Origin of the sequence: Prevotella sp. Sow4_E9_plate, from assembly GCF_052116205.1 — a bacterium.
Taxonomy (GTDB): domain Bacteria; phylum Bacteroidota; class Bacteroidia; order Bacteroidales; family Bacteroidaceae; genus Prevotella.
Genome location: NZ_JBQKLN010000001.1, coordinates 131,234 through 153,596, shown reverse-complemented (window position 1 = coordinate 153,596; position 22,363 = coordinate 131,234). Strand labels below are relative to the sequence as shown.

The 22,363-nt window shown below is 43.1% G+C and carries 20 protein-coding genes; 10 read left to right on the top strand and 10 right to left on the bottom strand.

The genetic code is table 11. The features are described from left to right. Nucleotides 1-117 precede the first annotated feature (117 nt). The 5 genes from ACTQ53_RS00585 to holA all read right to left on the bottom strand — a co-directional run bounded on the left by ACTQ53_RS00585 (nucleotide 118) and on the right by holA (nucleotide 5,094). The gene (locus tag ACTQ53_RS00585) at nucleotides 118-390 is read right to left on the bottom strand and encodes a tetratricopeptide repeat protein (RefSeq protein ID WP_294970130.1); all 273 of its coding nucleotides are present in this window, start codon (nucleotides 388-390) and stop codon (nucleotides 118-120) included. Between the two features lie 30 nt (nucleotides 391-420). Next, complete coding sequence (locus tag ACTQ53_RS00580; protein ID WP_441931651.1) at nucleotides 421-1,329, bottom strand: dihydroorotate dehydrogenase; 909 nt, start codon at nucleotides 1,327-1,329, stop codon at nucleotides 421-423. Between the two features lie 142 nt (nucleotides 1,330-1,471). Then, nucleotides 1,472-2,248, bottom strand: coding sequence for a dihydroorotate dehydrogenase electron transfer subunit (locus ACTQ53_RS00575; RefSeq protein ID WP_295346522.1), 777 nt, complete (start codon nucleotides 2,246-2,248; stop codon nucleotides 1,472-1,474). A gap of 263 nt (nucleotides 2,249-2,511) precedes the next feature. Further along, entirely contained in the window at nucleotides 2,512-3,057 is a 546-nt protein-coding gene (locus tag ACTQ53_RS00570) for a helix-turn-helix domain-containing protein (protein ID WP_294970121.1), read from the bottom strand. A 1,008-nt stretch (nucleotides 3,058-4,065) separates the two neighbouring features. Next, the gene (gene holA / locus ACTQ53_RS00565) at nucleotides 4,066-5,094 is read right to left on the bottom strand and encodes a DNA polymerase III subunit delta (protein WP_178403757.1); all 1,029 of its coding nucleotides are present in this window, start codon (nucleotides 5,092-5,094) and stop codon (nucleotides 4,066-4,068) included. A 183-nt stretch (nucleotides 5,095-5,277) separates the two neighbouring features. On the opposite strand from holA, the gene ACTQ53_RS00560 reads away from it, so the two are divergent. The 4 genes from ACTQ53_RS00560 (at nucleotide 5,278) to ACTQ53_RS00545 (ending at nucleotide 8,717) form a co-directional block, all read left to right on the top strand. Further along, nucleotides 5,278-5,736 carry a type I restriction enzyme HsdR N-terminal domain-containing protein gene (locus ACTQ53_RS00560; RefSeq protein WP_153123141.1) on the top strand — a complete coding sequence of 153 codons (459 nt, stop codon included), beginning with the start codon at nucleotides 5,278-5,280 and terminating at the stop codon, nucleotides 5,734-5,736. Between the two features lie 214 nt (nucleotides 5,737-5,950). Further along, nucleotides 5,951-7,207 carry a nucleotide sugar dehydrogenase gene (locus tag ACTQ53_RS00555; protein WP_441931650.1) on the top strand — a complete coding sequence of 419 codons (1,257 nt, stop codon included), beginning with the start codon at nucleotides 5,951-5,953 and terminating at the stop codon, nucleotides 7,205-7,207. Between the two features lie 96 nt (nucleotides 7,208-7,303). After that, a complete protein-coding gene (locus ACTQ53_RS00550) occupies nucleotides 7,304-7,771 on the top strand; it encodes a MaoC family dehydratase (RefSeq protein WP_153123145.1) in 468 nt (155 codons plus the stop codon). A gap of 136 nt (nucleotides 7,772-7,907) precedes the next feature. Next, entirely contained in the window at nucleotides 7,908-8,717 is an 810-nt protein-coding gene (locus ACTQ53_RS00545; protein WP_441931649.1) for a TerB family tellurite resistance protein, read from the top strand. Nucleotides 8,718-8,796: 79 nt separating this feature from the next. Here the strand turns inward: ACTQ53_RS00545 and ACTQ53_RS00540 are convergent, their stop codons facing one another. Together ACTQ53_RS00540 and ACTQ53_RS00535 are read right to left on the bottom strand one after the other, a co-directional pair. Then, on the bottom strand, nucleotides 8,797-9,624 hold the full coding sequence (locus tag ACTQ53_RS00540; RefSeq protein WP_153123149.1) for a zinc ribbon domain-containing protein: 828 nt from the start codon (nucleotides 9,622-9,624) through the stop codon (nucleotides 8,797-8,799). Between the two features lie 31 nt (nucleotides 9,625-9,655). Beyond that, nucleotides 9,656-10,513: a Nif3-like dinuclear metal center hexameric protein gene (locus tag ACTQ53_RS00535; RefSeq protein ID WP_441931648.1), complete on the bottom strand. Its 858-nt coding sequence runs from the start codon at nucleotides 10,511-10,513 to the stop codon at nucleotides 9,656-9,658. Nucleotides 10,514-10,819: 306 nt separating this feature from the next. Here ACTQ53_RS00535 and ACTQ53_RS00530 point away from each other — a divergent pair, with 306 nt between their 5' ends. The 4 genes from ACTQ53_RS00530 (at nucleotide 10,820) to ACTQ53_RS00515 (ending at nucleotide 15,750) form a co-directional block, all read left to right on the top strand. Then, complete coding sequence (locus ACTQ53_RS00530) at nucleotides 10,820-11,968, top strand: agmatine deiminase family protein (RefSeq protein ID WP_294970105.1); 1,149 nt, start codon at nucleotides 10,820-10,822, stop codon at nucleotides 11,966-11,968. An 80-nt stretch (nucleotides 11,969-12,048) separates the two neighbouring features. Next, entirely contained in the window at nucleotides 12,049-12,924 is an 876-nt protein-coding gene (locus ACTQ53_RS00525; RefSeq protein ID WP_441931646.1) for a carbon-nitrogen hydrolase, read from the top strand. A gap of 39 nt (nucleotides 12,925-12,963) precedes the next feature. Beyond that, nucleotides 12,964-13,872, top strand: a complete 909-nt coding sequence (locus tag ACTQ53_RS00520; protein ID WP_441931644.1) for an AEC family transporter — start codon at nucleotides 12,964-12,966, stop codon at nucleotides 13,870-13,872. A gap of 99 nt (nucleotides 13,873-13,971) precedes the next feature. Further along, entirely contained in the window at nucleotides 13,972-15,750 is a 1,779-nt protein-coding gene (locus ACTQ53_RS00515) for a hypothetical protein (RefSeq protein ID WP_441931642.1), read from the top strand. Between the two features lie 88 nt (nucleotides 15,751-15,838). Here ACTQ53_RS00515 and ACTQ53_RS00510 read toward each other — a convergent pair whose 3' ends face one another. Further along, a complete protein-coding gene (locus ACTQ53_RS00510; RefSeq protein ID WP_441931641.1) occupies nucleotides 15,839-18,307 on the bottom strand; it encodes a C10 family peptidase in 2,469 nt (822 codons plus the stop codon). A gap of 277 nt (nucleotides 18,308-18,584) precedes the next feature. Here ACTQ53_RS00510 and ACTQ53_RS00505 point away from each other — a divergent pair, with 277 nt between their 5' ends. Continuing rightward, the gene (locus ACTQ53_RS00505) at nucleotides 18,585-19,346 is read left to right on the top strand and encodes a NigD1/NigD2 family lipoprotein (RefSeq protein WP_294970093.1); all 762 of its coding nucleotides are present in this window, start codon (nucleotides 18,585-18,587) and stop codon (nucleotides 19,344-19,346) included. A gap of 106 nt (nucleotides 19,347-19,452) precedes the next feature. On the opposite strand, the gene ACTQ53_RS00500 is transcribed toward ACTQ53_RS00505, so the two are convergent. Beyond that, on the bottom strand, nucleotides 19,453-19,959 hold the full coding sequence (locus tag ACTQ53_RS00500; protein ID WP_294970090.1) for a very short patch repair endonuclease: 507 nt from the start codon (nucleotides 19,957-19,959) through the stop codon (nucleotides 19,453-19,455). Nucleotides 19,960-20,140: 181 nt separating this feature from the next. Further along, a complete protein-coding gene (locus ACTQ53_RS00495; protein WP_294970087.1) occupies nucleotides 20,141-21,037 on the bottom strand; it encodes an Rpn family recombination-promoting nuclease/putative transposase in 897 nt (298 codons plus the stop codon). 834 nt (nucleotides 21,038-21,871) lie between these two features. On the opposite strand from ACTQ53_RS00495, the gene ACTQ53_RS00490 reads away from it, so the two are divergent. After that, entirely contained in the window at nucleotides 21,872-22,138 is a 267-nt protein-coding gene (locus ACTQ53_RS00490; RefSeq protein WP_441931640.1) for a hypothetical protein, read from the top strand. Nucleotides 22,139-22,363: the final 225 nt, after the last annotated feature.

The window sequence follows — 22,363 nt, the reverse complement described above, 5'->3', positions numbered from 1 at the left end:
TATTTTCTGTTCTAAAGCATTTTTTTCAGCAGATTTTTATCAGAAAAAACTGATTGCTTGCAGATTTTTATCAGAAGAAAATAGATTCCTGTTACTCATTTCTGACGGAAACTGAGTCTAATGACAGTGTTCTCTACCTTCTGCCTTAAACTCACCTGTCAACTCTTCTATCTTTTCAGGATTCAGTTGCAGATATCGCTGCATATCCTTCTGTGCTCCTTCCTTGTCACCCATCTGCATCAACAGCCGCCCACGCTTCAGAAGATTTTCACTCAGGGCAGTCTTGTTTTCTGCATTTCCGACTTCAGCCTCAGCTATCTTCTCCTGCTCCACAATCTGTTGAGTCAGGGTAGCAATCAAGAGCACAGGATTCATCTCATTTAAATCCATATTATCCTTCTATATAATTAATGTGAAAAACTACGAGATGGCACCAATGATTTCGGTAACAGAAGCACATCCGTGTGCATCAAGCCATTCATTAATGCCATCCTTTACCTTCTTCGTAACCGCAGGATCAACAAAATTGGCAGTACCAATCTCAATAGCCGTTGCTCCACACATCAGGAATTCGATAGCATCCTTGGCATTCTGTATACCACCCAAACCAACTACAGGAATCTTCACAGCATGCGCAACATCCCAAACCATACGCAAAGCCACAGGTTTCACGCAAGGACCGCTCAAGCCGCCTGTACGAATACTCAACAAAGGCTGACGCTTCTCAATATCAACAGCCATACCCATCAAAGTATTGATAAGTGAAACAGAGTCTGCGCCCTCTGCCTCTACAGCACGGGCAATATCAGCAATATTGGTTACGTTAGGAGAAAGCTTCACGATAAGCGTCTTATGATATGCCTTTCTAACAGCTTTCACAACGCTTGCGGCACCTTCACAAGTAACACCGAATGCCATACCGCCATCTTTCACGTTTGGACAAGAGATATTCAGCTCGATAGCAGGAATCTTCTCCAGTTCATTGATGCGCGCAGCACACTCTGCATAGCTTTCAGGCGAATGCCCACTCACATTCACAATCATATTGGTATCAATATCTTTTATCTGAGGATAGATATGTTCGCAGAAATAATCTACGCCCTTATTCTGAAGTCCCACGCAATTAAGCATTCCCTGAGGTGTTTCAGCCATACGTGGATAGTCATTTCCCTCACGAGGTTCCAGAGTTGTACCTTTAACGATAATACCACCGATATCCTCTAATGGAACAAAATCAGCAAACTCCAAGCCGTAGCCGAAAGTACCCGATGCAGTCATCACAGGATTCTTCAATTTCAAATCCTTTATATTTACACTTAAATCAGCCATAATCTTTTAATAATCATTAAAAATGTTTTTACAAAACAAAGATTTTCCGATACCGTTTCCCACTCTAATGTAAAAAGTTTCTTCACTTTTCCCACCCACCGTTAGAGCAAGAGGCAACTTCATTCTTTATTTTCCTGCTTCACTAAATATCCCAAGTGAGTTTTTTGATATTGATGACAGGACCATCCTTACAAACACACTGATTTCCTTCAGTAGTTTTCTCTACACAACAGAGGCAAGCACCAACACCGCAAGCCATCTTATTCTCCAGAGAGACCTCACATTCTACATCTGCCTTCTTTGCAAAGCGAGCCACGCTTACCATCATCGGCTTAGGACCACAAGTAGAAATCATATCAAACTTCTCATTCTCTAAAACGGAGTGATTGGTCACAAAGCCTATTTCGCCCGCAGAACCATCTTCGGTAGTAATACAAACCTTACCGATCTTAGCAAATTCATTCAGTTCAAGCAAATCTTTTGCAGAACGTGCTCCCAACAGGAACACAACCTCAGCTCCAAAATCCTTGATAAGTTTACCAAAATATAGAAGTGGAGCTACACCTACGCCACCACCAACAAGCAGAAATTTCTGACTCTTTTCAGAAGGCATTGTAAAGCCATTACCAAGAGGCAACATACAGTTGAGAGAATCACCGGCCTTCAACTGTCCGAGCTGACGAGTGCCATCTCCAACCATTGCCACAAGCAACCAAAGCTGATTATTTTCACGATCCACATAATTAATGGAGATAGGACGACGAAGCATTGTGGTAGACGAATGCTCTACCTTTACTTCTACAAATTGGCCAGGCAAAATTTCCGGCAAAGGCTTTTCATCGGTAAGCTTTATCAAAACGTGCTTATCGCTGAGCGCTTCAACAGAAACTACCTTTAGGTCGAGAACATATTTTTTCATCTTAATGCTAATTTTATATGCTTATTATATATAATATGTATATGCACGCTATTGCATTCTTTCAAACAAACCATGCACACGTGACTTCTAAATGCAAAGGTACACCAAAAATCTGACTTAACGAAAAGAAACTAAGTTTTTTTTCAGATTTTCTAACCACCCAGGACGCCTTGACGACTTCAATTATAACTTGGGCACAACCATGAGCAAGAAGTTTTTAAATCATCAAGCCGTACTTGAACCACATTCGAAAGTTCTGACTTTTACTTTTTAGGAACAAAGGTCTCCCAAGTCTGATCATCATAGAAAATACGAATCTCAGTAATCTTTCTCTGTTGTTTGTCCACATACTTTACCGCCGTTTGAGCAATATTTTTAGGTGTACGGTTTACACCTTGCATTTGAGGCTGCTCAAAAAGCGATGGGGAAGTAGGGGAGCCAGTACTACTAGCCGCACCAAAATCAAGAGTAGCTTCTACAGAAGAACCTACAGGTCTGGTGGAACTACCCGTCATGCTTCCTGCTTTCGCCGCTAAGCTTTCATTCATAGGATCTAAACCATTAGCCAGCCTTTCATTTCCATCCTCCTGAGCCTCCTGACTATTATACATAGGAGGAGTACCATAGAGTATCCAATACACATTTACTTGAGGAAAACTCTTATGAATCCCATCCACAATACTGAGTGACGGATTGGTTTTTCCATTGAAAATATTACTCAATGTTGCAGGTGTGCTACCTATCAACTGAGCAAAGCTTTGCTGAGTAAGATGCTGGTCATCCATCAGCTGTTTGATTCTATCTTTCATACTCTAAAATTTTATCGTTTACTTATGTCTAATTTCTATGTTTAATTTCCGAACAGGCGTTTTTTAACGCCATTTTCGTTTGATTTTACAAAGGTAAAACAAAAAATCGAAATATCCAAACATTTGCAATAGATTTTAGTTTTTTAAACTTTATCTTTATATTTGCGAATCTAAAATTCTATTCAACCTTACTTCGGTTTTTAGGTTTATATTTATAAATATCAACTTCAAAAACAAAACATTTAACAATTCATTTCTTTAATATTTTCGCCTAACTCACTGATTTATGAATCAATAACTAACACAAACCATTATTAATATAACGTTTTATACGTTATTTTCCTATTACCTAACATATTAAACTAGGTTTATAGAGTAACACAATCTCATAAACAACTGAGTTACAACAAGATACAAGATATACATTTATCACGAATATTTATACATTTATCAATATAAAACCGAAAATTCATATTTATATTTATAAACATGAATTCCTCTATAAAGAATTTAGTTTTCTAGTATTTATATTTATAAACCAAAATACAGGATTGTATTTTATAAATTCACATTGATAAACTCTCAAAACATAAACCTTAAAAAATACAAACGTCAATTATCAGGCAACTGAAAATGGTAAATTTTTCCATTTTCGTCGTATTCTAGCCCATAGGAGGGGATGAACGAAAATATGCGAGTAATGGAAGGGGTTATTTTACATAAATATCTGATAATCACATATATTATGTACTATTTGAGCTAAATCCCAAAAATAGCCATCTAGCTTAGGAAATCACCTTTTTTATCATTTTTGAGCCCAAAAACACGTTTTCAGAACCCTGAAAAATCTCATTTTTACTGCTCAAAACACCCCTTTCAGCAAGAATTTACAAAGCTAAACGCTAGTTGGAAGCTACTCAGCTTACCCTGGTTCAATAGAGAGAAAACGCAAGCGAGCTTCTGTCGAGAGAAAACTCCCAGCAGAAGCTCGCCTACTCTACCCCACAACTAGTGAAGAATAAAAAATATAAGTTCTTTCATTAATTCGCCTGCCGAAGTAAATGGATTATCGAGACCTTTGCTCTTCGCATCTACCTCCTTAAACTTATCAATAATTCCCATCACCTTCATGCCAGAATAGTTTCTCATTCCTGTGATATAATCACGCACTGCCCAAGTTCCACGCAAATCCAAGAATTTTGCGAGTTCATTTTCATTCTGTTTATTAGGTGCATAATAAGCTATCATCAAGTTTTGGAAATAACTGAAGAGTATTGGGAGTAACGCATAGAGCGAACCACTCTTTGGATTTCCGTCAAAATATTTTATTATCAGATTTGCCTTATAAACATCTCGGTTTATAATAGCACTCCGAAGTTCGAACGCATTGAAATCCTTACTTACCCCTATTTCCTTCTCCACCAACTCAGGAGTGACACGTCGATCTTTCTCAGGAAGAGAAATGAGCAACTTATCAAGCTCCGAAGTAAGACGATGCAAATCAGCACCAATATGATCCGCTATCATCTGAGTAGCCTTGGGTTCTATTGTAGATTTCCTACTCTTGAGGTACGTTTCAATAAAACCAGGTAGCTGACGGTCATAAAGCTTCTTGCTTTCAAAGACCACTCCCACCTTTTCAGCTTGCGGAATAAACTTCTTCCGTCGGTCAATACTTCCGTTTTTATGACACAAAACAAGAATTGTTGTTTTTACAGGATTCAGGAGATACTTTTCCAGCGGTTCCAAATTCCGCAAATTCTGAGCTTCCTTCACTACCACCACCCTATATTCAGCCATCATCGGATAGCCTTTGCACATATCAACCACCTGCATTGCATTGACATCAGCGCCAAAAACTACGGTTTGATTGAAATCCTGCTCTTCCGGTTTAAGCACATTTTCACTGATAAAATCACAGATCTTATCTATATAAAAAGATTCATCACCCATCAAAACATAGACAGGCGCAAACTTCCGAGCTTTCAAATCTTTTATGATTTGCTCGTAACTTATTCCACTTTTCTTTTCTGCCATTGAATTATTTTTTGTACTTTTGCACAAGCAATCTTGCTGCAATCATGCAGGCATTCCATTCTCGCTTTTTGCCAGTTATTACAGCCTGCATTTCTGCATGCAAAGATACAAAAATTATTCGAACTACATATATAATAAGGTAGAGAAAATAAAAGTATATAATATATAATAAGGTATAGAAAAATGATTCGCTTAAATTTACCACCTTTCGAAATGAAGATTTCTGGTACTAAGCAGCAACCAAAAATCCTTGATATTCTACGAAGAAAATATATCGCACTCACTCCAGAAGAATGGGTGCGACAGCACTTCATCCACTTTCTTATCGAGCATAAAGGATACCCTGCTGCCCTACTCGCCAATGAGATCCAGCTGCAATGTGGCGATAAAGTTTTGCGTGCTGACAGTGTTCTCTACTCCCGGGAACTTCAACCCAGAATGATTATAGAATACAAGGCTCCGCACATTCCCATCACTCAAAAAGTTTTCGACCAAGTCTCGACCTACAATCTCCTACTTCATGTTGACTTTCTGGTCGTCAGCAACGGTCTGGAGCACTATATTTGTAAGATGGATTATGACGGTAAAAAATATTTATTTCTTGAAGATATCCCTAACTATTCGGATTTATTGACACTTTAGCCACATATTATCTCCTTTCAAAATTTGCGAATTTACGGCCAATTAATCAGCCGTTCGAAAATTCGGAAATTTTGAGAGGGTTATTTTATGATAAAAAATCCCATTTCTTTTTGTAGTCTCCCTCTTTTATACTATCTTTGCAAAAAATATAGTTAATAATGTATGGGTACTCATCATTATTGAAGGTACCTAAATATATAGGTTATAAAGCAAAATGGCAAACGACAATATAAAAAAGATAGCTGTGGCAGGTACTGGCTATGTTGGTCTGAGTATAGCAACACTCCTGAGTCAGCACCACGAAGTTGTGGCAGTAGATGTGATTCAAGAAAAAGTGGATCTCATCAATAACCGCCACTCTCCAATTCAGGACGAGTACATAGAAAAGTACTTATCCGAGAAAGAGCTGAATCTCAAAGCAACAACCGATGGGGCTGCAGCTTACAAAGATGCAGACTTCGTTGTAATAGCTACCCCAACCAACTATGACCCTGTCAAAAACTACTTTGATACATCCCATGTAGAAGAAGTCATTCAGTTGGTAAAAGAGGTTAACCCAGAAGCCATCATGGTAATTAAAAGTACCATCCCCGTAGGATATACAGAAAACATTTGCAAAAAAATGGATTGCAACAACATCCTCTTTGCCCCAGAATTTCTACGGGAGAGCAAGGCACTTTACGACAACCTCTACCCTAGCCGCATTATCATTGGTCGTCCAAAAGACAATGAACGACTAGACAAGGCTGCCCATACCTTTGCTGCTCTTTTGCAAGAAGGTGCCATCAAGGAAAATATCGAAACCCTATATATGGGACTAACCGAGGCAGAAGCCGTAAAACTCTTCGCCAATACCTATCTGGCTCTCCGCGTAAGCTACTTCAACGAGTTGGATACCTATGCCGAGATGAAGGGACTTGATACCAAAGCCATCATAGACGGTGTAGGGTTGGATCCCCGCATCGGCACATTCTACAACAACCCTTCGTTCGGATATGGCGGCTACTGCCTTCCAAAAGATACCAAACAGTTGCTGGCAAACTACGCAGACGTACCAGAGAACCTGATCCAGGCCATTGTAGAGAGCAATCGCACCCGAAAGGATTTCATTGCAGACCGTGTGCTCAATAAGGCAGGCTATTATGACTATGCCAACCAGAACAATTATAACGAGGCAGAAGAGAAATCATGCGTCATCGGTGTATACCGACTCACCATGAAGAGTAACAGCGACAACTTCCGTCAAAGCAGCATACAGGGCGTGATGAAACGCATCAAGGCTAAAGGCGCACAAGTCATCATCTATGAGCCAACCTTGAAAGACGGAAGCACCTTCTTCGGCAGCCGGGTGGTGAATGATCTCGATGCATTCAAGCTGCAGAGTCAGGCTATCATCGCCAACAGATACGATAAATGTCTGGATGATGTAGAAGAGAAAGTTTATACTCGCGATATTTTCAGAAGAGACTAAGAGAGTGAAGAATGAAGAGTGAAGACTTCAAAGCTTATAAAGCGCAAGCCTATTTAAATGTTAGATATTAAATAATAAACATCAAAATAGATAAAAATGGCAAAATTAGTAATCAATTCCTATGAGGAATTTGCATCTCACCTCGGTGAGAAGTTAGGAGAATCAGACTGGTTGCAGATTGACCAGGAACGTATCAACAAGTTTGCAGATGCAACTCTCGATCCACAGTGGATCCATGTAGACGTAGAGCGTGCCAAGGTAGAGAGCCCTTACCACAGCACAATCGCTCATGGTTATCTTACCCTCTCAGTATTGCCTTATCTCTGGCAGCAGATTCTGGAGGTAAACAACCTTAAGATGCTCGTTAACTACGGTATGGACCAGATGCGTTTCGGCCAGCCAGTCATCACTGGTTCACGTGTTCGCCTTGTTGCTACCCTCCACGACATCCAGAACCTTCGTGGCATCTGTAAGACCAGCATCAAGTTCAGCATTGAGATTGAAGGTCAGCGCAAGCCTGCCCTCTCAGGAATCGCATCATTCCTCTATTATTTCAACAACTAAAGAGGAATATTCATAAAAGATACAGAAAATTGTCCTTCTGCTCAAGACGACACGAGAGAAGGACATTTTCTTTTCAATTAACAGAACGGTTTCTCTATTCAGAAAGAGAATTCCTTTCATAAATACCGATATTTTTATGGCAGCAGGAAAATGGATAGGCGGATTTCTCGGTTTCATCACCGCCGGCCCTCTTGGAGCCCTGGCTGGCTTTGCCCTAGGCTCTCTTTTCGACCACGGACTGGACGAGGTAAACAAGGAGGGATACAACAACCGGGAATATAGCAATGCCTATGAAGCCTACAGCGGGCAGCGCCGAAACTATGAAGGCGAGCGAAACTCATTCATGTTCTCGCTCCTCGTACTCTCCTCATACATCATCAATGCCGATGGCAAGATTATGCATTCAGAGATGGAGCTGGTACGCAACTTCCTCCGACAGAATTTTGGCGAAGCAGCCAAACAGCAGGGAGAAGAAATCCTCCTCAAACTCTTTGAACAGCAGAAACGTATTGGCATGCAACAGTATCGCAGCGTCATTCAAGACAGCTGTCATCAGATACGTTCCAATATGATGTACGAACAACGTCTTCAGTTGCTCAACTTCCTGGTTATGATAGCCCAAGCCGATGGTGTTGTGTCCCAAGCTGAGATACAGGCTCTCAAGGAAGTAGCCATCCACATGGGATTATCAGCAGAAGACGTTGATCAGATGCTCAATCTTGCGAGCGGCTCATCATCAGACAGTCTTGCTGACGCTTACCGTATTCTCGGCATCAGTCCGGAAGCCTCCAATGATGAAGTAAAAGCAGCCTATCGCAAGATGGCGCTCAAGCATCATCCCGACAAGGTGGCAGCATTGGGCGAAGAGGTACGCCGTGCAGCAGAAAAGAAATTTCAGGAAATAAACGATGCCAAGGAACGCATCTTTAAAGCAAGAGGAATCTAACCAAAAAACGCCCTGAAAAAGTAAAAGCCAGAAAAATGCTGCTTTTACTCTTTCAGGGCGATTTTTATTTTACTATTTTTTATTCTCCGTCTTCAGCCTTCTTCTTACGGATAGCGCGCTTGCGCTTTGGCTTCTCTTCAGTAGCAGGAGAAGCTACCTTGATACCAGCCAATTCCGGGTCGATGAGAATACGTCCACAGTACTCACAAGGGATAATCTTCTTGTGCATCTTGATATCCAACTGGCGCTGAGGTGGAATCTTGTTGAAGCAACCACCACAAGCATCACGCTGTACGTATACGATACCGAGACCATTGCGAGCACCCTTACGGATACGCTTGAAGCTAGCGAGCAAACGTGGCTCAATCTTCTTTTCAAGCTCCAGAGCCTTCTCCTTCAAACGCTCCTCTTCCTCACGGGTTTCAGCCATGATGTCTTCCAGTTCAGAACGCTTCTCTACCAAGCCCTTCTCGCGGTCAGCCTTCTGCTCCTCAGCCTTGTGCAAGTCGAACTCACGCTCACGAATCTGCTGCAATCCCTCGCGAATCTTCTTATTGCAAAGCTCGATTTCCAACTCCTGGAACTCGATTTCCTTACTCAAAGTATCATACTCACGATTGTTGCTTACAGTCTCGAGCTGAGCATGATAGCGCTCTACGCTAGCCTGCGCATCAGCAATTTCCTGCTGCTTCTGAGATACTGCACGGTCAAACTGCTCCATCTCGCGCTGAATATTCTCAATACGAGTTGTCAAACCAGCAATCTCGTCTTCCAAATCCTCAACTTCGAGAGGCAACTCACCTCTTAACTCACGATTCTGATCAATGCCAGATAAGGTAACCTGAAGCTGATAGAGAGTCTTCAACTTCTCTTCCACTGTCAAATCTGTAGGATCTTTCTTTGCCATAATTCTGTATATCTAATTTTTAAACCTTATTTTATAAATATATAATTGGATTCGTATTAATTTCCGAGAAATAGCATTTTGCTTCCGGGAACTGTTCCTGGATAATGCTACGGAAGATTTCGCTGGTGAACTGCTCGCTCTGATAATGTCCGATGACACAAATCTGTATTTCCTGTTCATGACCGAAATACTCATGATAGCTCATCTCGCCCGTGATAAAGGCATCAGCTCCAGCCTGGATAGCCTCTTCCAGCAGGAAGGAGCCCGAACCGCCACAAAGCGCCACCTTGCGGATTGGTCGGCGCAGAAGCTGATTACACTGCACGCACTCTACACCGAATCTTTCACGAAGCAGCAGCACCAGGTCATCAGCAGCAATTCCTTCAGCAAAGTGATTCTTCACCTCTTCAGAAAGTTTGCCAGCCTCAGCAGCTTGCCGAATATCCTCATCCGAGATTTCTCCGATAACTCCATTTCCGCCTTTCACTCCGTCCACTTCCTTTTCACCACCGAAGAACCTGACATTTTCCAGTCCCAGTTTCTCAGCAATCTTGAAGTTCACGCCCCCCGTCGCAGCATCCATATTGGTATGCATCGACACGATAGAAATATCGTTCTTAATCGCCTTGCGCACAGTACGTTGAACGTAGTTTTCATCTGATATTCTCGCCAACTTGCGAAATATCAGCGGATGATGGCTAACGATGAGATTACATCCCTTTTGAACAGCCTCCTCCACCACCTCTTCAGTGACGTCAAGACACAACAATGCCCCTGACATTTCTACCGCCTCTGTCAATCCAACTTGCAAGCCGGCATTATCATATCCTTCCTGCAAGGGCAGAGGCGCGTAATGTTCAAGGGCATCAACTACCTGTTTTATTTTCACGCTCCTATTATTATGTTTTAAAAGACTCATCCTGCCCGCTCATCATTCCTGCGGACATAGATTTCGCCTGTTTTTATCTTTTTAGATTGCAAAGTTAAGCATTTTTCCTTGATTTTATCCTTATTCCGCTCTCCCTTTAATCTTTTTTAATAAAAACTTTTGCTTTTGCATAAAATATTCCACAAAAATACTCGGAAGTTGTAGATTTTTTATTAATTTTGCAAACATATTAGAAATAACAAAAAAAACAGATAAAAAGCCGAGCCCAAAAAGCCGAGCTTGGAATTTGACTAAAAAATACAGTTTATGTATCAATCCACATTGCCTTGCGATTTCGCACTCCCAGCAGAATGGGAGCCACAAAGTGCCATCATGCTGACATGGCCACATGCGGGCACCGATTGGAAGCCCTACCTGCCAGAGATAAGCCAGACTTATCTGGAATTGGCAGACATTATTACCCGCTATGAGCATCTGCTTGTAGCTACACCCGACGTGACTGGTATCCAGCTCCTGCTGGAAAACCATCTGAATCAGGAGCAAATGAACCGTATACATCTCTACGAGGTAGAGAGTAATGATACCTGGGCACGTGACCACGGCCCTATCACGATGGTTTTGCGGAAAAAGCAAAACACATGGATGGTGCCAATCCGTATGCTCGACTTCAAATTCAACGGTTGGGGCGAGAAGTTCAGATGGGAAAAAGACAATGCCATCAATCTGAAGCTATACTATATGGCAGCCTTCAATGCCGACATGGAAAACCATCAGGGGTTTGTACTGGAAGGTGGCAGCATAGAAAGTGACGGTAAAGGCACTCTCTTTACCACCTCACAGTGTCTGCTGGCTCCTCATCGCAACCAGCCGCTCGACCATGACAGCATCGATCATCTGCTCAAGACTTTCTTCCATCTCAAGAGAGTGGTATGGCTGGATCATGGCAATCTCATCGGTGATGATACAGATGGTCACATTGATACCATCGTCAGAGTGGCTCCTCACGACACCTTATTATATGTAGGGTGTGATGACCCGGAAGATGAGCAATATGAAGACTTCCAGGCACTTGAAAAGCAGCTTCAGTCGCTTTTCACCTGGGAAGGATACCCGTATCGACTGCTCAAGCTCCCGATGCCAGACCCAATCTTTGATGAGGGTGACCGCCTGACTACAGACAAAGACAGCAAGGGCGACCGCCTGCCTGCCACTTATGCCAACTTCCTGATTCTGAACAAGGCTGTGATATATCCAACCTATAATCAGCCAGCGAAGGACGAGGAGGCACGCAAGCAGATTCAACTTGCCTTCCCAGACAGAGACATCATCGGTGTAGATTCCCGAACCATCATTCGCCAGCATGGCAGCATCCACTGCCTCACCATGCAATTGCCAGAAGGAGCCCTGAAAGGAGATAGAAATGATTATCCGGAGGCTGCCCAGTGGCAGACATAAAGGGTTGGGCATAAAGTTAGATGTTCGAAATCTAAAGTCCAAAGTAAAGAAGTTCAAAGTAAATAAAGCAAAAAAAGTAAATGAAACTCGGTATTTTACAACAACATAATACGGCAGATATAGCCAACAACAAAACCCGCCTCGCTGAGGGCATTATCGACCTTGCCCACCGCGGTGCGGAGCTCATCGTTCTTCAAGAGCTTCACAATTCCCTCTACTTTTGTCAGGTAGAAGATGTTGAGCTCTTCAATCTCGCAGAGCCAATCCCTGGTCCGTCAACAGAATTCTATGGCAAACTGGCGAAAGATCTCGGTGTGGTTATCGTAACCTCACTCTTTGAACGCAGAGCCCCAGGACTTTATCACAACACAGCTGTCGTCATAGAAAAAGATGGCAGTATCGCAGGCAAATATCGCAAGATGCATATCCCAGACGATCCTGCCTATTACGAAAAGTTCTACTTCACCCCTGGCGACCTCGGTTTCCGTCCTATCCAGACTTCAGTAGGCAAACTGGGTGTTTTGGTTTGCTGGGACCAGTGGTATCCGGAAGCAGCCCGACTCATGGCATTGCAGGGAGCAGAAATGCTCATCTATCCTACTGCCATTGGTTATGCAACCTATGATACACCGGAAGAGCAGCAACGACAGCGCGAAGCCTGGACCACCGTGATGCGTGGTCATGCGGTAGCCAATGGTCTGCCTGTTGTCGCCGTAAACCGAGTAGGCTTTGAACCTGATCCTAGCGAACAGACTGGAGGCATCCAGTTCTGGGGCAGCAGCTTTGTTGCAGGTTCTCAGGGCGAACTCCATTACCGTGCAAGCGATCAGGAGGAAGAAAGTCTGGTTGTTGACATCGACCTCAAGCACAGTGAGGATGTACGCCGTTGGTGGCCATTCCTCCGCGACCGCCGTATAGAAAACTATGGAGACATCACCAAGAGATTCATAGATTAAAGAGATTTTAGATAAATTAAGGTATAGATTTTCAGGATAATGCAGAATTTAGAAGTGATGGTGGTATTGTTCATCATCGTAATTTTAGGCTATGTCGCCTGCAAGTTAGGCTATATGGGCGACAAATTTGACAAGAAACTATCCAGCATCGTAGTGGACATAACCTGTCCACTGCTGGTGCTGTCATCGGTAATGGGGGATGAGTTGCCCGACCGCACGCTCATCCTCCCACTTTTAGGAGTTGGTTTCCTTACCTATATATTATTATTGGTATTTGGCTTCTGGGTTCCACGCCTCATCACCAAGAACCATGACGACCAGGGCATGATAGGCTTCGCCTTGATGTTTGCCAACGTGGGCTTTATCGGATACCCTATCGTATCGAGCATCTTCGGTCCGAAGGCCATCTTTTATGCAGCCTTGCTCAATATGCCCAACACCTTCTTTATCTTTACGGCAGGTGTGATGCTCATCAAGGGTGAATACAGCATCAAGCAGTTCAATCCTAAGGTATTGGTGAGTCCAGCCTTGCTGGCAGCTTTCCTTGCCGCCCTTCTGGTAGCTTTCGGCATCCATACCCCCGACATCATTGCCCGCCCTGTGACGATGGTAGGAAACGTTACGGTTCCAGCAGCCCTTATGATTATCGGTTCTTCCATGGCAAAGCTTCCAGCCAGAGAGATTATCGGAAGTCCGAAGGTATACATTTCTTCTGTTCTCCGCCTAGCAGTGGTTCCACTGAGCATCTACTTCCTGTTCAAGGCGTGTGGCGTCAACGATTTGGTAAACAATATCAATACGGTAGTCATAGCGATGCCTGTAGCCAGCTTCGGCACCATGTTCTGCCTGAAATACGGTCGCAATCCATCGCTCATCACTGAGATGACTTTCATCACCACCCTGGGCAGCATCATCACCATTCCTCTGATTACACTGCTGTTTTCTTGATTTTTTCATGATAAGAACCATAAAGTTAGGGAAAAATTTCACTATTTCCTATTTTTGCTCTATCTTTGCAAGTCGAAAAAACTTAAATGGTTATTATATATGATATTAAACAGTCTTCTTAAAAATACCCGTCTGATGTGTCTGGCTGGTTTTCTCGGCATTACATTGCCCCAGATGACCGCGGCCCCGATAGAACATATTGGCGACAGATACATCATGCATGTTTCAGAAATGGAACTTACCGGTGAAGAATCTCTCCTCGATGTTCTGATGATGTGTCCTGAGGTAATCAGCCTCGATGGCAACAACATCATCGGCGGTGATCCCTTTGCCAACCAATATGGAAAGTTCGTCATCCGTATCGACAATCAGGAATACGGACTCGATTATGCCACCCTGCTCCACCATTTCAAGGCTCGTGAGATTGAAAGCATCAAAGTTTGCCAGAATGCAGAAGTGATGAAGGGCTGCAGCAGTCTGAAGAAAGTAATCGACATCACTCTCCGCAAGGGCGAAAACGGTGTGAGCGGAAGAGCGGGACTCTTTGGTGATACCTACGGCGGTGGCAAGGGAATCGTCAGCGTTCTGAGCCAGCAGGATGACCTGCGCATCCTCAGCCACGTAGAAGGCAACTTCCAACGCACCTCCAATAGCGATAAGGATGCTTATCAGAATCAGAGTTCCAATACCATCAACCATTACTCGCATGAGGGAGCCAAGCTCAATGTTCTCTGGACTCCAACCAGCAAAGACGTACTCGAAGTGGATGCGATGCAGACCTACACCCGCAATCATTTCACCCATTCACCAGCCGAATATGTACGTGCCTATCATCTGCAGGCAGACTATACGCGGACACTAGGCGAGAATGGTTCCAGCATCCTCTTCACCTTGGGTGCAGAACATATCAGCGACAATGGCAGAACCCAGGAAGAAAGCCAAACCTTCCCTTATCAGAACCACTCCACCTATCCGTTTGCGGTGGTAGAATATGCCACTCCGGTCTTCACCAAAGACCTTTGGATTACGGCAGGTTTTGAGGGCGGTTTGTCTATCGAGAAGAATTGCATTGCTGATTACATCAACCATTCCAACTACGAGGATTTCTATGTCCAGCTGGATTACAATATCGGCAAGTGGGGATTCATGGCTGGTGAGCGATACCGCATCATCAATTTCCGCCCTAAACAGATCAGTTCTGTCAGCAACTGGAAGCATACCACCCACAACCACATCTACTCATTCAGTACATACTATACCTTCACTCCGGGTCATACCCTGCAAGGCACCTTCTGCCGCCGCATCTTCAATCCGGAATTTGGCGACTTTGTGACTGCGGGAGATATGGAGGGCGCATGGAAGCCAACCTATACCACCGATATCAGGAATAGTCTTGCCAATGTTATGGAGTTGAAGTATACCTACAGCAAGCCGAATCTCGTGGTCAGCACCTCGGTGAAGAACATTCACCAGCATCTGATAGACAACAACCACGACAACACATTAGGCATCGGAACCACCGCCTTCTGGCATACCGGCATCCTTCGCCTTACCGCTGGCTTCAACTACTTCTGGGAGCGGGCAGAAACACCAGTGGAAGAGACATCATTAAGAGATACAAGCTATCACAATTTTGCCGTCTTCAAGTTGGCTCCTCAGCTTACCCTGGCAGATGGCTGGCGTCTCACCTCTAATCTCATCTGGTGTACTTACCGTCATACTGCTACTCCTGCCTATACCCCTGCCAATCTCTATGCGGAAGTAGGAGTCTACAAGAATATCGGCAAGTACCTTACCCTGGAAGGCAGATTCCATGATATTGCCAGTCAGCACTTTGGCAACCGTGCCGCTACAATCGGCTGCACCTATTACTTTTAAAAGTGAGTAGTGATAAAAAAAGTCCCCTGATGCTTTGCGGCACCAGGGGACTTTTCTATTGTTTAATTGATTTATCGTCAGCAAATGATTATTTTCTAATCATCTTCTTTCCATTCTGGATATAAATGCCCTTAGATGGAACATTTGGTATTCTGCGACCGTTGAGGTCATACAATGCAGACTTCCTTGTCTTATTATCCAAAGTAGCAGAATTGATACCTGTTACTACCAGGTCTTCTACGATATTGTCAAAGTTGACTATCCAGTTTTGGGTATACTGATAAGCCTCATACTTTTCCTTACTTCCAGGATAAAGATGCAACGTACGACTTACCTTGTCACCTTTGTTATAGAATACGCACCAGCTTATCCAAGAAGGAGCCTCCTTATGACGCATATACACATCTGCCAAAGAATAGCATCCCCAAAACGTATTCAATCCGAATTCCTGTATGGTTTCAGGCAGGTCAATTTCTACCAATCCAGTTTCTCTAAATGCATTAAAACCAAGAGTATTCACACCTGCCGGCATCTTGAAGTGCTTCAGATTGGCATTCTTCCAGAAAGCGCCATCCGGAATCATATTGGCGTCATAGCTATCATAGGCAACAACTTTGGCATCACTCAAGTCGATGCTATTAAATGGATGACTGTTCAATTCGTCAAAGTCTCGCTTGTCTATCTCACCGTTTACCTTTATATTGGTATATACATAATAATCAAGATTCTTACTTTCCAACTCTGCCTTCAGCTGTCCCGGTGCAGACAAATTTACCTCAACTGTCTTTTCCTCATAATTGCGATATGTTTTAACCACAAGATTATAAACCGGTTTTAGACCTGGAGATATAGCATAGAATGTAACCCCATTAGTAAATGATACAGTAGGAACACTCTTGCCATCCAATTCTATAAAACTCTTAGCTATACCCTCATCTATCTTTACATTGAAATAATAAGGACAGCCCTGCAATGGTTTGCCATTATAAAACCAGGTTTTCAAATTATATGAGCTTGAAGCCTCTACAAACTCAGCTCCTTCACCCAATTCTACCTTCACTTCGAATGTACGTGGCAGGAATCCTGTAGCAGGCACATGTACTTCCGTCATATCTGGTCCATAGATTTCAACATATGCGTCAGTACCATCTTCCTTAGATACGACTGTCAAGTAGTCACCTTCTTGAGCATCCACTGAACAAGCACCGTTTAACAATAGTTCATAGAAATAATATCCAGATTTCAATTCTTTTATTTCGGTTTCAGCAAAGACTTCACGGGTTTCTCCCTTGGCATTTTTCAAAGCTATTGCTATTTTTCCGGTATACGAATTCTCCCCCTGACACTGAACCGGTAAAAGATAGAGAGTCAGATCTTTACCAGCCTTTACATCAGTAACATCCATATTTAACGTTTCCAGCCAACCATCAACCTTGATGAATCCCAGATTAGAAAGGACTTCCTTACCGTCAGAAGGCTGAAGCGCAAATACGGCTGCTTGAGATGAATTGTACTGGTCTCCCTGAGGCGTTCCGTCAACTTCAGGATTGAGGGCACCGATGCGATAGAATCCATCACAATATCCACCCCAACCCCAGTTTACACTGAAGCTTTCATCCTTATAGCCATCAATCACAAAGGAGTGACCTCCTACATTGGCATCAGAGGCTGCATACAGAACTGGACGGTTGGCATCAATCTCAGCACGCAATCTGCCGTTCCAGGCTTCAGCACCCAAATCCTCTATTTTCAGATGTCTGGCATACTTACTGTAACCGAAATACTTTTTCAGAGCAGTTACCAGGTCTTCCAAAGCAGATGCACTTCCTCCATTGGCATATTGCATATTCACAGCAATACCCAGGTCAGACATCAGTCTGGCAACACCATCAAATGCCGCATCATTATCACCAGTATACCTGACAGGCATATTAGCCCAGTCATAATCATGCTCAAAACTTGCGGTAAGGTTCTGACCATTCCAGGTATAGGAATGAGACCCAACGCCCTTTGCAGGATAGCCATGATGTTTCATCACAATAGCACCCGCTGTAGCCACACATCCCGTTACATAATTATTCGGAGTATACTTGTTGAATGGAGCCCCCTGGTTCCATTTCGCCGTATTCAGCAGTTTTTCTCCAGTAAATTCGGCTCTTGTCGAAGTAGTATTTGCCTTATAGTTTTTACCCAATGCAGCAATCTGCTGCTCATAGCTCTTCAGCAAATCCTTCAAACCCTCAGGCAAGTTGTTAGCATCAAACGCCCCCGTTGAGGTATAACCCAAAACAGGTGCCACCGCATCATCGCCGGCAATGATGACAAATCCACCGGCATCATTATTAAAAACATAGTAGGAATCATTTCCCAGAGTAGAGAGAGATGCTGTAGAGACCACTCTGCTCTTAGCCTTTGCCTTCATAGGCATCTGCTTTCCCCAGAAACTGTAGGCTTGCTGTTGAGCCTGCCATTGGCTGATTCGCTTAGCTTGAATAGTTGCCAGTCCACTAACGAGCAACAAAACAAGCATGAATTGAAATTGTATCAGTCGCTTCATACGCTTAAATATTAAAAGGTTATTACTTTTCTTCTATTTGCTCTTAGAATTACTTTCGATTGCAAATATATAAAAAAAAGTAATACAAAGCAAGAAATAATGCAAGTTTTTTAACGCAAAAGAATCTTTTTCCGTAAAGAGCCACTGTCTACTATACTGCAACAATCGGTAACCCTATTACTTTTAACAATCTTTTTCTAAATCAGAAGCAAGATTTCCGTTCACTTCTCATTTTATCATCAGAAAAGATAAATAAAACAAGAAAGGAACAATAAGTATGAGAAAAATTAATTTTAAGAAAATCGGATTGGCTGTAGCCATGCTGCTGTCAGCCTTCACCTTCCAGTCATGCAATGACGATGACGATACCGATTGGAGCCAGGTATTACCAAATGCCCTGGTCACAGTCAAGCAGAATGGCGACGCCTGCTACCTGCAGCTCGATGACAACACCACCCTGCTCGCCCAGAACCTCAAGTCTACCGTTTTCGGCGGCAAGGAGGTACGTGCACTCGTCAACTACTCTTCAACCAATGAGAAGAGCGACCAGTACAATCAGGTAGTGCATGTCAACTGGATAGACAGCATCCTGACCAAGAAACCGGTACCATCACTCGCTTCTGATGCAGAAAACAGCGAGAAATACGGCAACAACATCGTAGATATCGTCCGCGATTGGGTAACCGTAGCCGAGGATGGCTATCTCACCCTCCGCTTCCGTGCTCTTTGGGGTGGCATGAGTACACATTACATCAATCTCCTTACCGGTGTAAACCCAGAGAATCCATACGAGGTAGAGCTTCGTCACAACGTAAACGGTGACCCACAGAATTACTGGCGTGATGCCCTGGTAGCCTTCAATCTCAACGATGCCCTGCCAGATACCAACGGCAAGACGGTGAAGCTCACCATCCGCTGGCGCTCAAGCCAAGGCTTCAAGAAGGTAGATTTCGACTACTGTTCCCGCAAACCTATCACCAGCGCCAAGATGCTGGAAGGCTATAGCGAAGCAGGCGAAATCAACAGAGAAATCAGATAAAAAAGAAAAATCCCCTGATGATTCCAATTCCGGACTTCATCAGGGGATTTTTTTTAACACGGACAAATTGAATTTGTCCGGACAACCACTTGGATATGTTTCATTATTAATCACGATGCCTTGGATCCGGTTCCGCTACCATTGCCGGCTTTTCTTCCGGCAATTCATACCTCCTGATATGATGATCTTCCAGGAAGATATGGTTTAGCGTAAAGGCCAGGGATTCCAGGGTCTTCTCCCTGACAGCCGGCTTCAGTTCGCATTCCCATATCACGATGGTATGCCATCCCATTTCAGCCAGCCGATGCAGCACTTCATGGTCCCTCTCCCGGTTCCTCCTGATCTTCTCCATCCAGAACTCTGTGTTCGATTTCGGCACCACATAATATTTGCACCCTTCATGTCCATGCCAGAAGCACCCATTCACTAGAATGCAGGTACGATACTTCCTGAGCACGATATCCGGCTTTCCCGGCAACCGTGGATGATTGAGCCGATACCTGAATCCCCTAGCCCACAGGAACTTCCTGACAAGAATCTCCGGTTTGGTATCCTTGCCCTTGATTGCCGCCATATTATTGTGGCGCTGTTCTATGGTCATTCTATCTGGCATACGCTTTATTTACAAAGACTTCTTACTTCTGTTTTTTCAAGCTATATGCTCCTCTATATGAAAAAATTCCGCAGTTTGCGGAACTTTTCTCAGATTCATTGTAAAACCCAAAATCGTCAACAGGCTGTTGACGATTTCAAATTATTGGTTCCTAACTCTTGAACCACTTGCGAAAGCCTTGTTAATTATATTGTTCCAAATTCTTGATCTCTTCGATAGATAAGCCGGTGGATTTTGCAATGACGTCTATTGGAGTATTGTATGTCAATAGGTTCAAAGCAATCTCTTTATTTCTCTTTTTTTCTCCTTTTTCTATACCTTTTTCTATACCTTTCTCTATACCTTTCTCTATACCTTTTTTCATTCCTTTCTCCTCAGCATGCTTATATACCGCATAATTGTCCCACATGACCATCATGCTGTTATCGTATTTCTCCTGTTCCTCTTTGGTCAGAGTCTTGGAGTCGGCTATTTCTGCCAGTCTCTTGAATATCTTATGCTGAGCCTCAAAAGGCATTTGTTCCAAAGTCTCCATATGCTTCAAATTATAAATCCAACAATCTAAGAACGTAGTACACTCTTCCTCTTTCTTCTTGAAAAGAGGCATTACCAAATAGATTAAGCGGATCTTGTTAGAGTAAACCTCTCCGCTATCCTTGTCTGCCAGCACAACGTCTGTTCTGAACTTCTTGGGTGTATTTTCATCTACATCAAAGTTCATGAAACAGATAACATAAACGGGTGTGAGATGATAATCCCATTGTCCTCTTATGCCTTGGTCTACTATCGTCTTCGATGCATAGTAGAGAGACCGGTCGATGAAATAGGTCTGGCTCCTGTTTTGCATTTCAACGATAATGTGCTCACCTGTGTCAGTTTCGCAAAAGACGTCGTAGATGATACCTCTCTGGTCTTTTGTTTCTGGCAACATCTCCTTGTCCTTAAACTTCACATCCGTGATATGCTGCTCTCCCAGGAGCAACTGGTTCAAGAACTCAATCAGCAAGTCTTTGCTGTACTCCTGGCCGAAGATTCGTTTGAACGACCAGTCTGAGAATGGATTGATGTATCTTGCCATATCTTTGCGATTTTATGTTCTCGCTGCAAAGATACACTTTTCTTTCGTAACTTCCAAGAAATTAACTAAAAAAGTTCTCTAATTCTAATTCTTGACTAAAAAAGATACTAGCAGCTGGATAATGTCTGCGGCATAAATGCCCATTAATTATGAATTTGAGCCAGAAGATGTAAACAAGGAGAACTTATCCATAGCAGAAATGAGCAGTAAGAAACTCGACTGGTTTCGCAAGGTCTGCGCAGCAGTACTTTAGATACCTTGCCCCACACACCCTGAAGGACCAGAAGCTCCTAACCCAGGGCATGTGGTGCCTAAGAGGGTATTCAGTATTCAGTATTCAGTTTTTTTCGCGATAGTTAGCCTTCCTATGGTTATAATCTGTAAGTAATTATTTTATATTATATATTATTATATATAATAATATATAATATACTATCTATAGAGAGGGTGAAAACAACAGCGAAAAAAACTGAATACTGAATACTGAACACGTTTCCCGTAATCGGGTATTACTTTGTAATATTATGATTTATACCGCAAAACATAGTTTTCTATACCGCAAAACATAGAGATGTGCCCCATAAAACATAGAGTTAGTCTTTTTAACTTAGTTTCAAATCGTAAGCTGCAGAAAATCGATTCTTATCACATGCCAAAATTTGGCAGATACCGAAATTCTTCGTATCTTTGCACCAGCAATCTAAGAAAACGCCTTATATGCCTGAAAACGGTTATCTATGATGACCGGGGCGGGAGATAAATGATGACAGGCGCCACTCATCAATGATGCCCCCGAAAAGGACAGGAAACGGGGCTTCCGGGGAGATGAGAAAAATGAACCTTTTAACACAAACGACTATAATTAATTACAGCATCATAATGCGTAGCGTGAACGCAAATCTCCTGGCTATCAACCAGGCAAAGTCACGCATCAACCAGGCAAAGAAGGAAGGCAAAACCAGCGTTGGCCTCAATGCTCCAACCACTCCGGAGGAAGGCGATGACGGAACCAGCGGTGGCGGTTCTGCTACTGGTGGCAGTGAGAACACAGGAGGCAGCGATGTAGATATCTATGTAGAAATGCCCCTGAGTTTTTTCTGATAGTCCGTCTGAAAGCATACCTTGAAGCCCTTCTGGGCTGCCCTGTTGATATTATCAGAAAGCATCACCACCTCAATCCCTTCCTTCTCAAGGAAGTTGAAAGAGAGGGGGATTGAAGTGATTCATCTGAACATTTAAACTAGAAGAGAACAAATACATGAAAATCTGAAGAATATTCCACAATGTTCAGGAATCATTCTACCATATACCTTGTAAATCATGTAA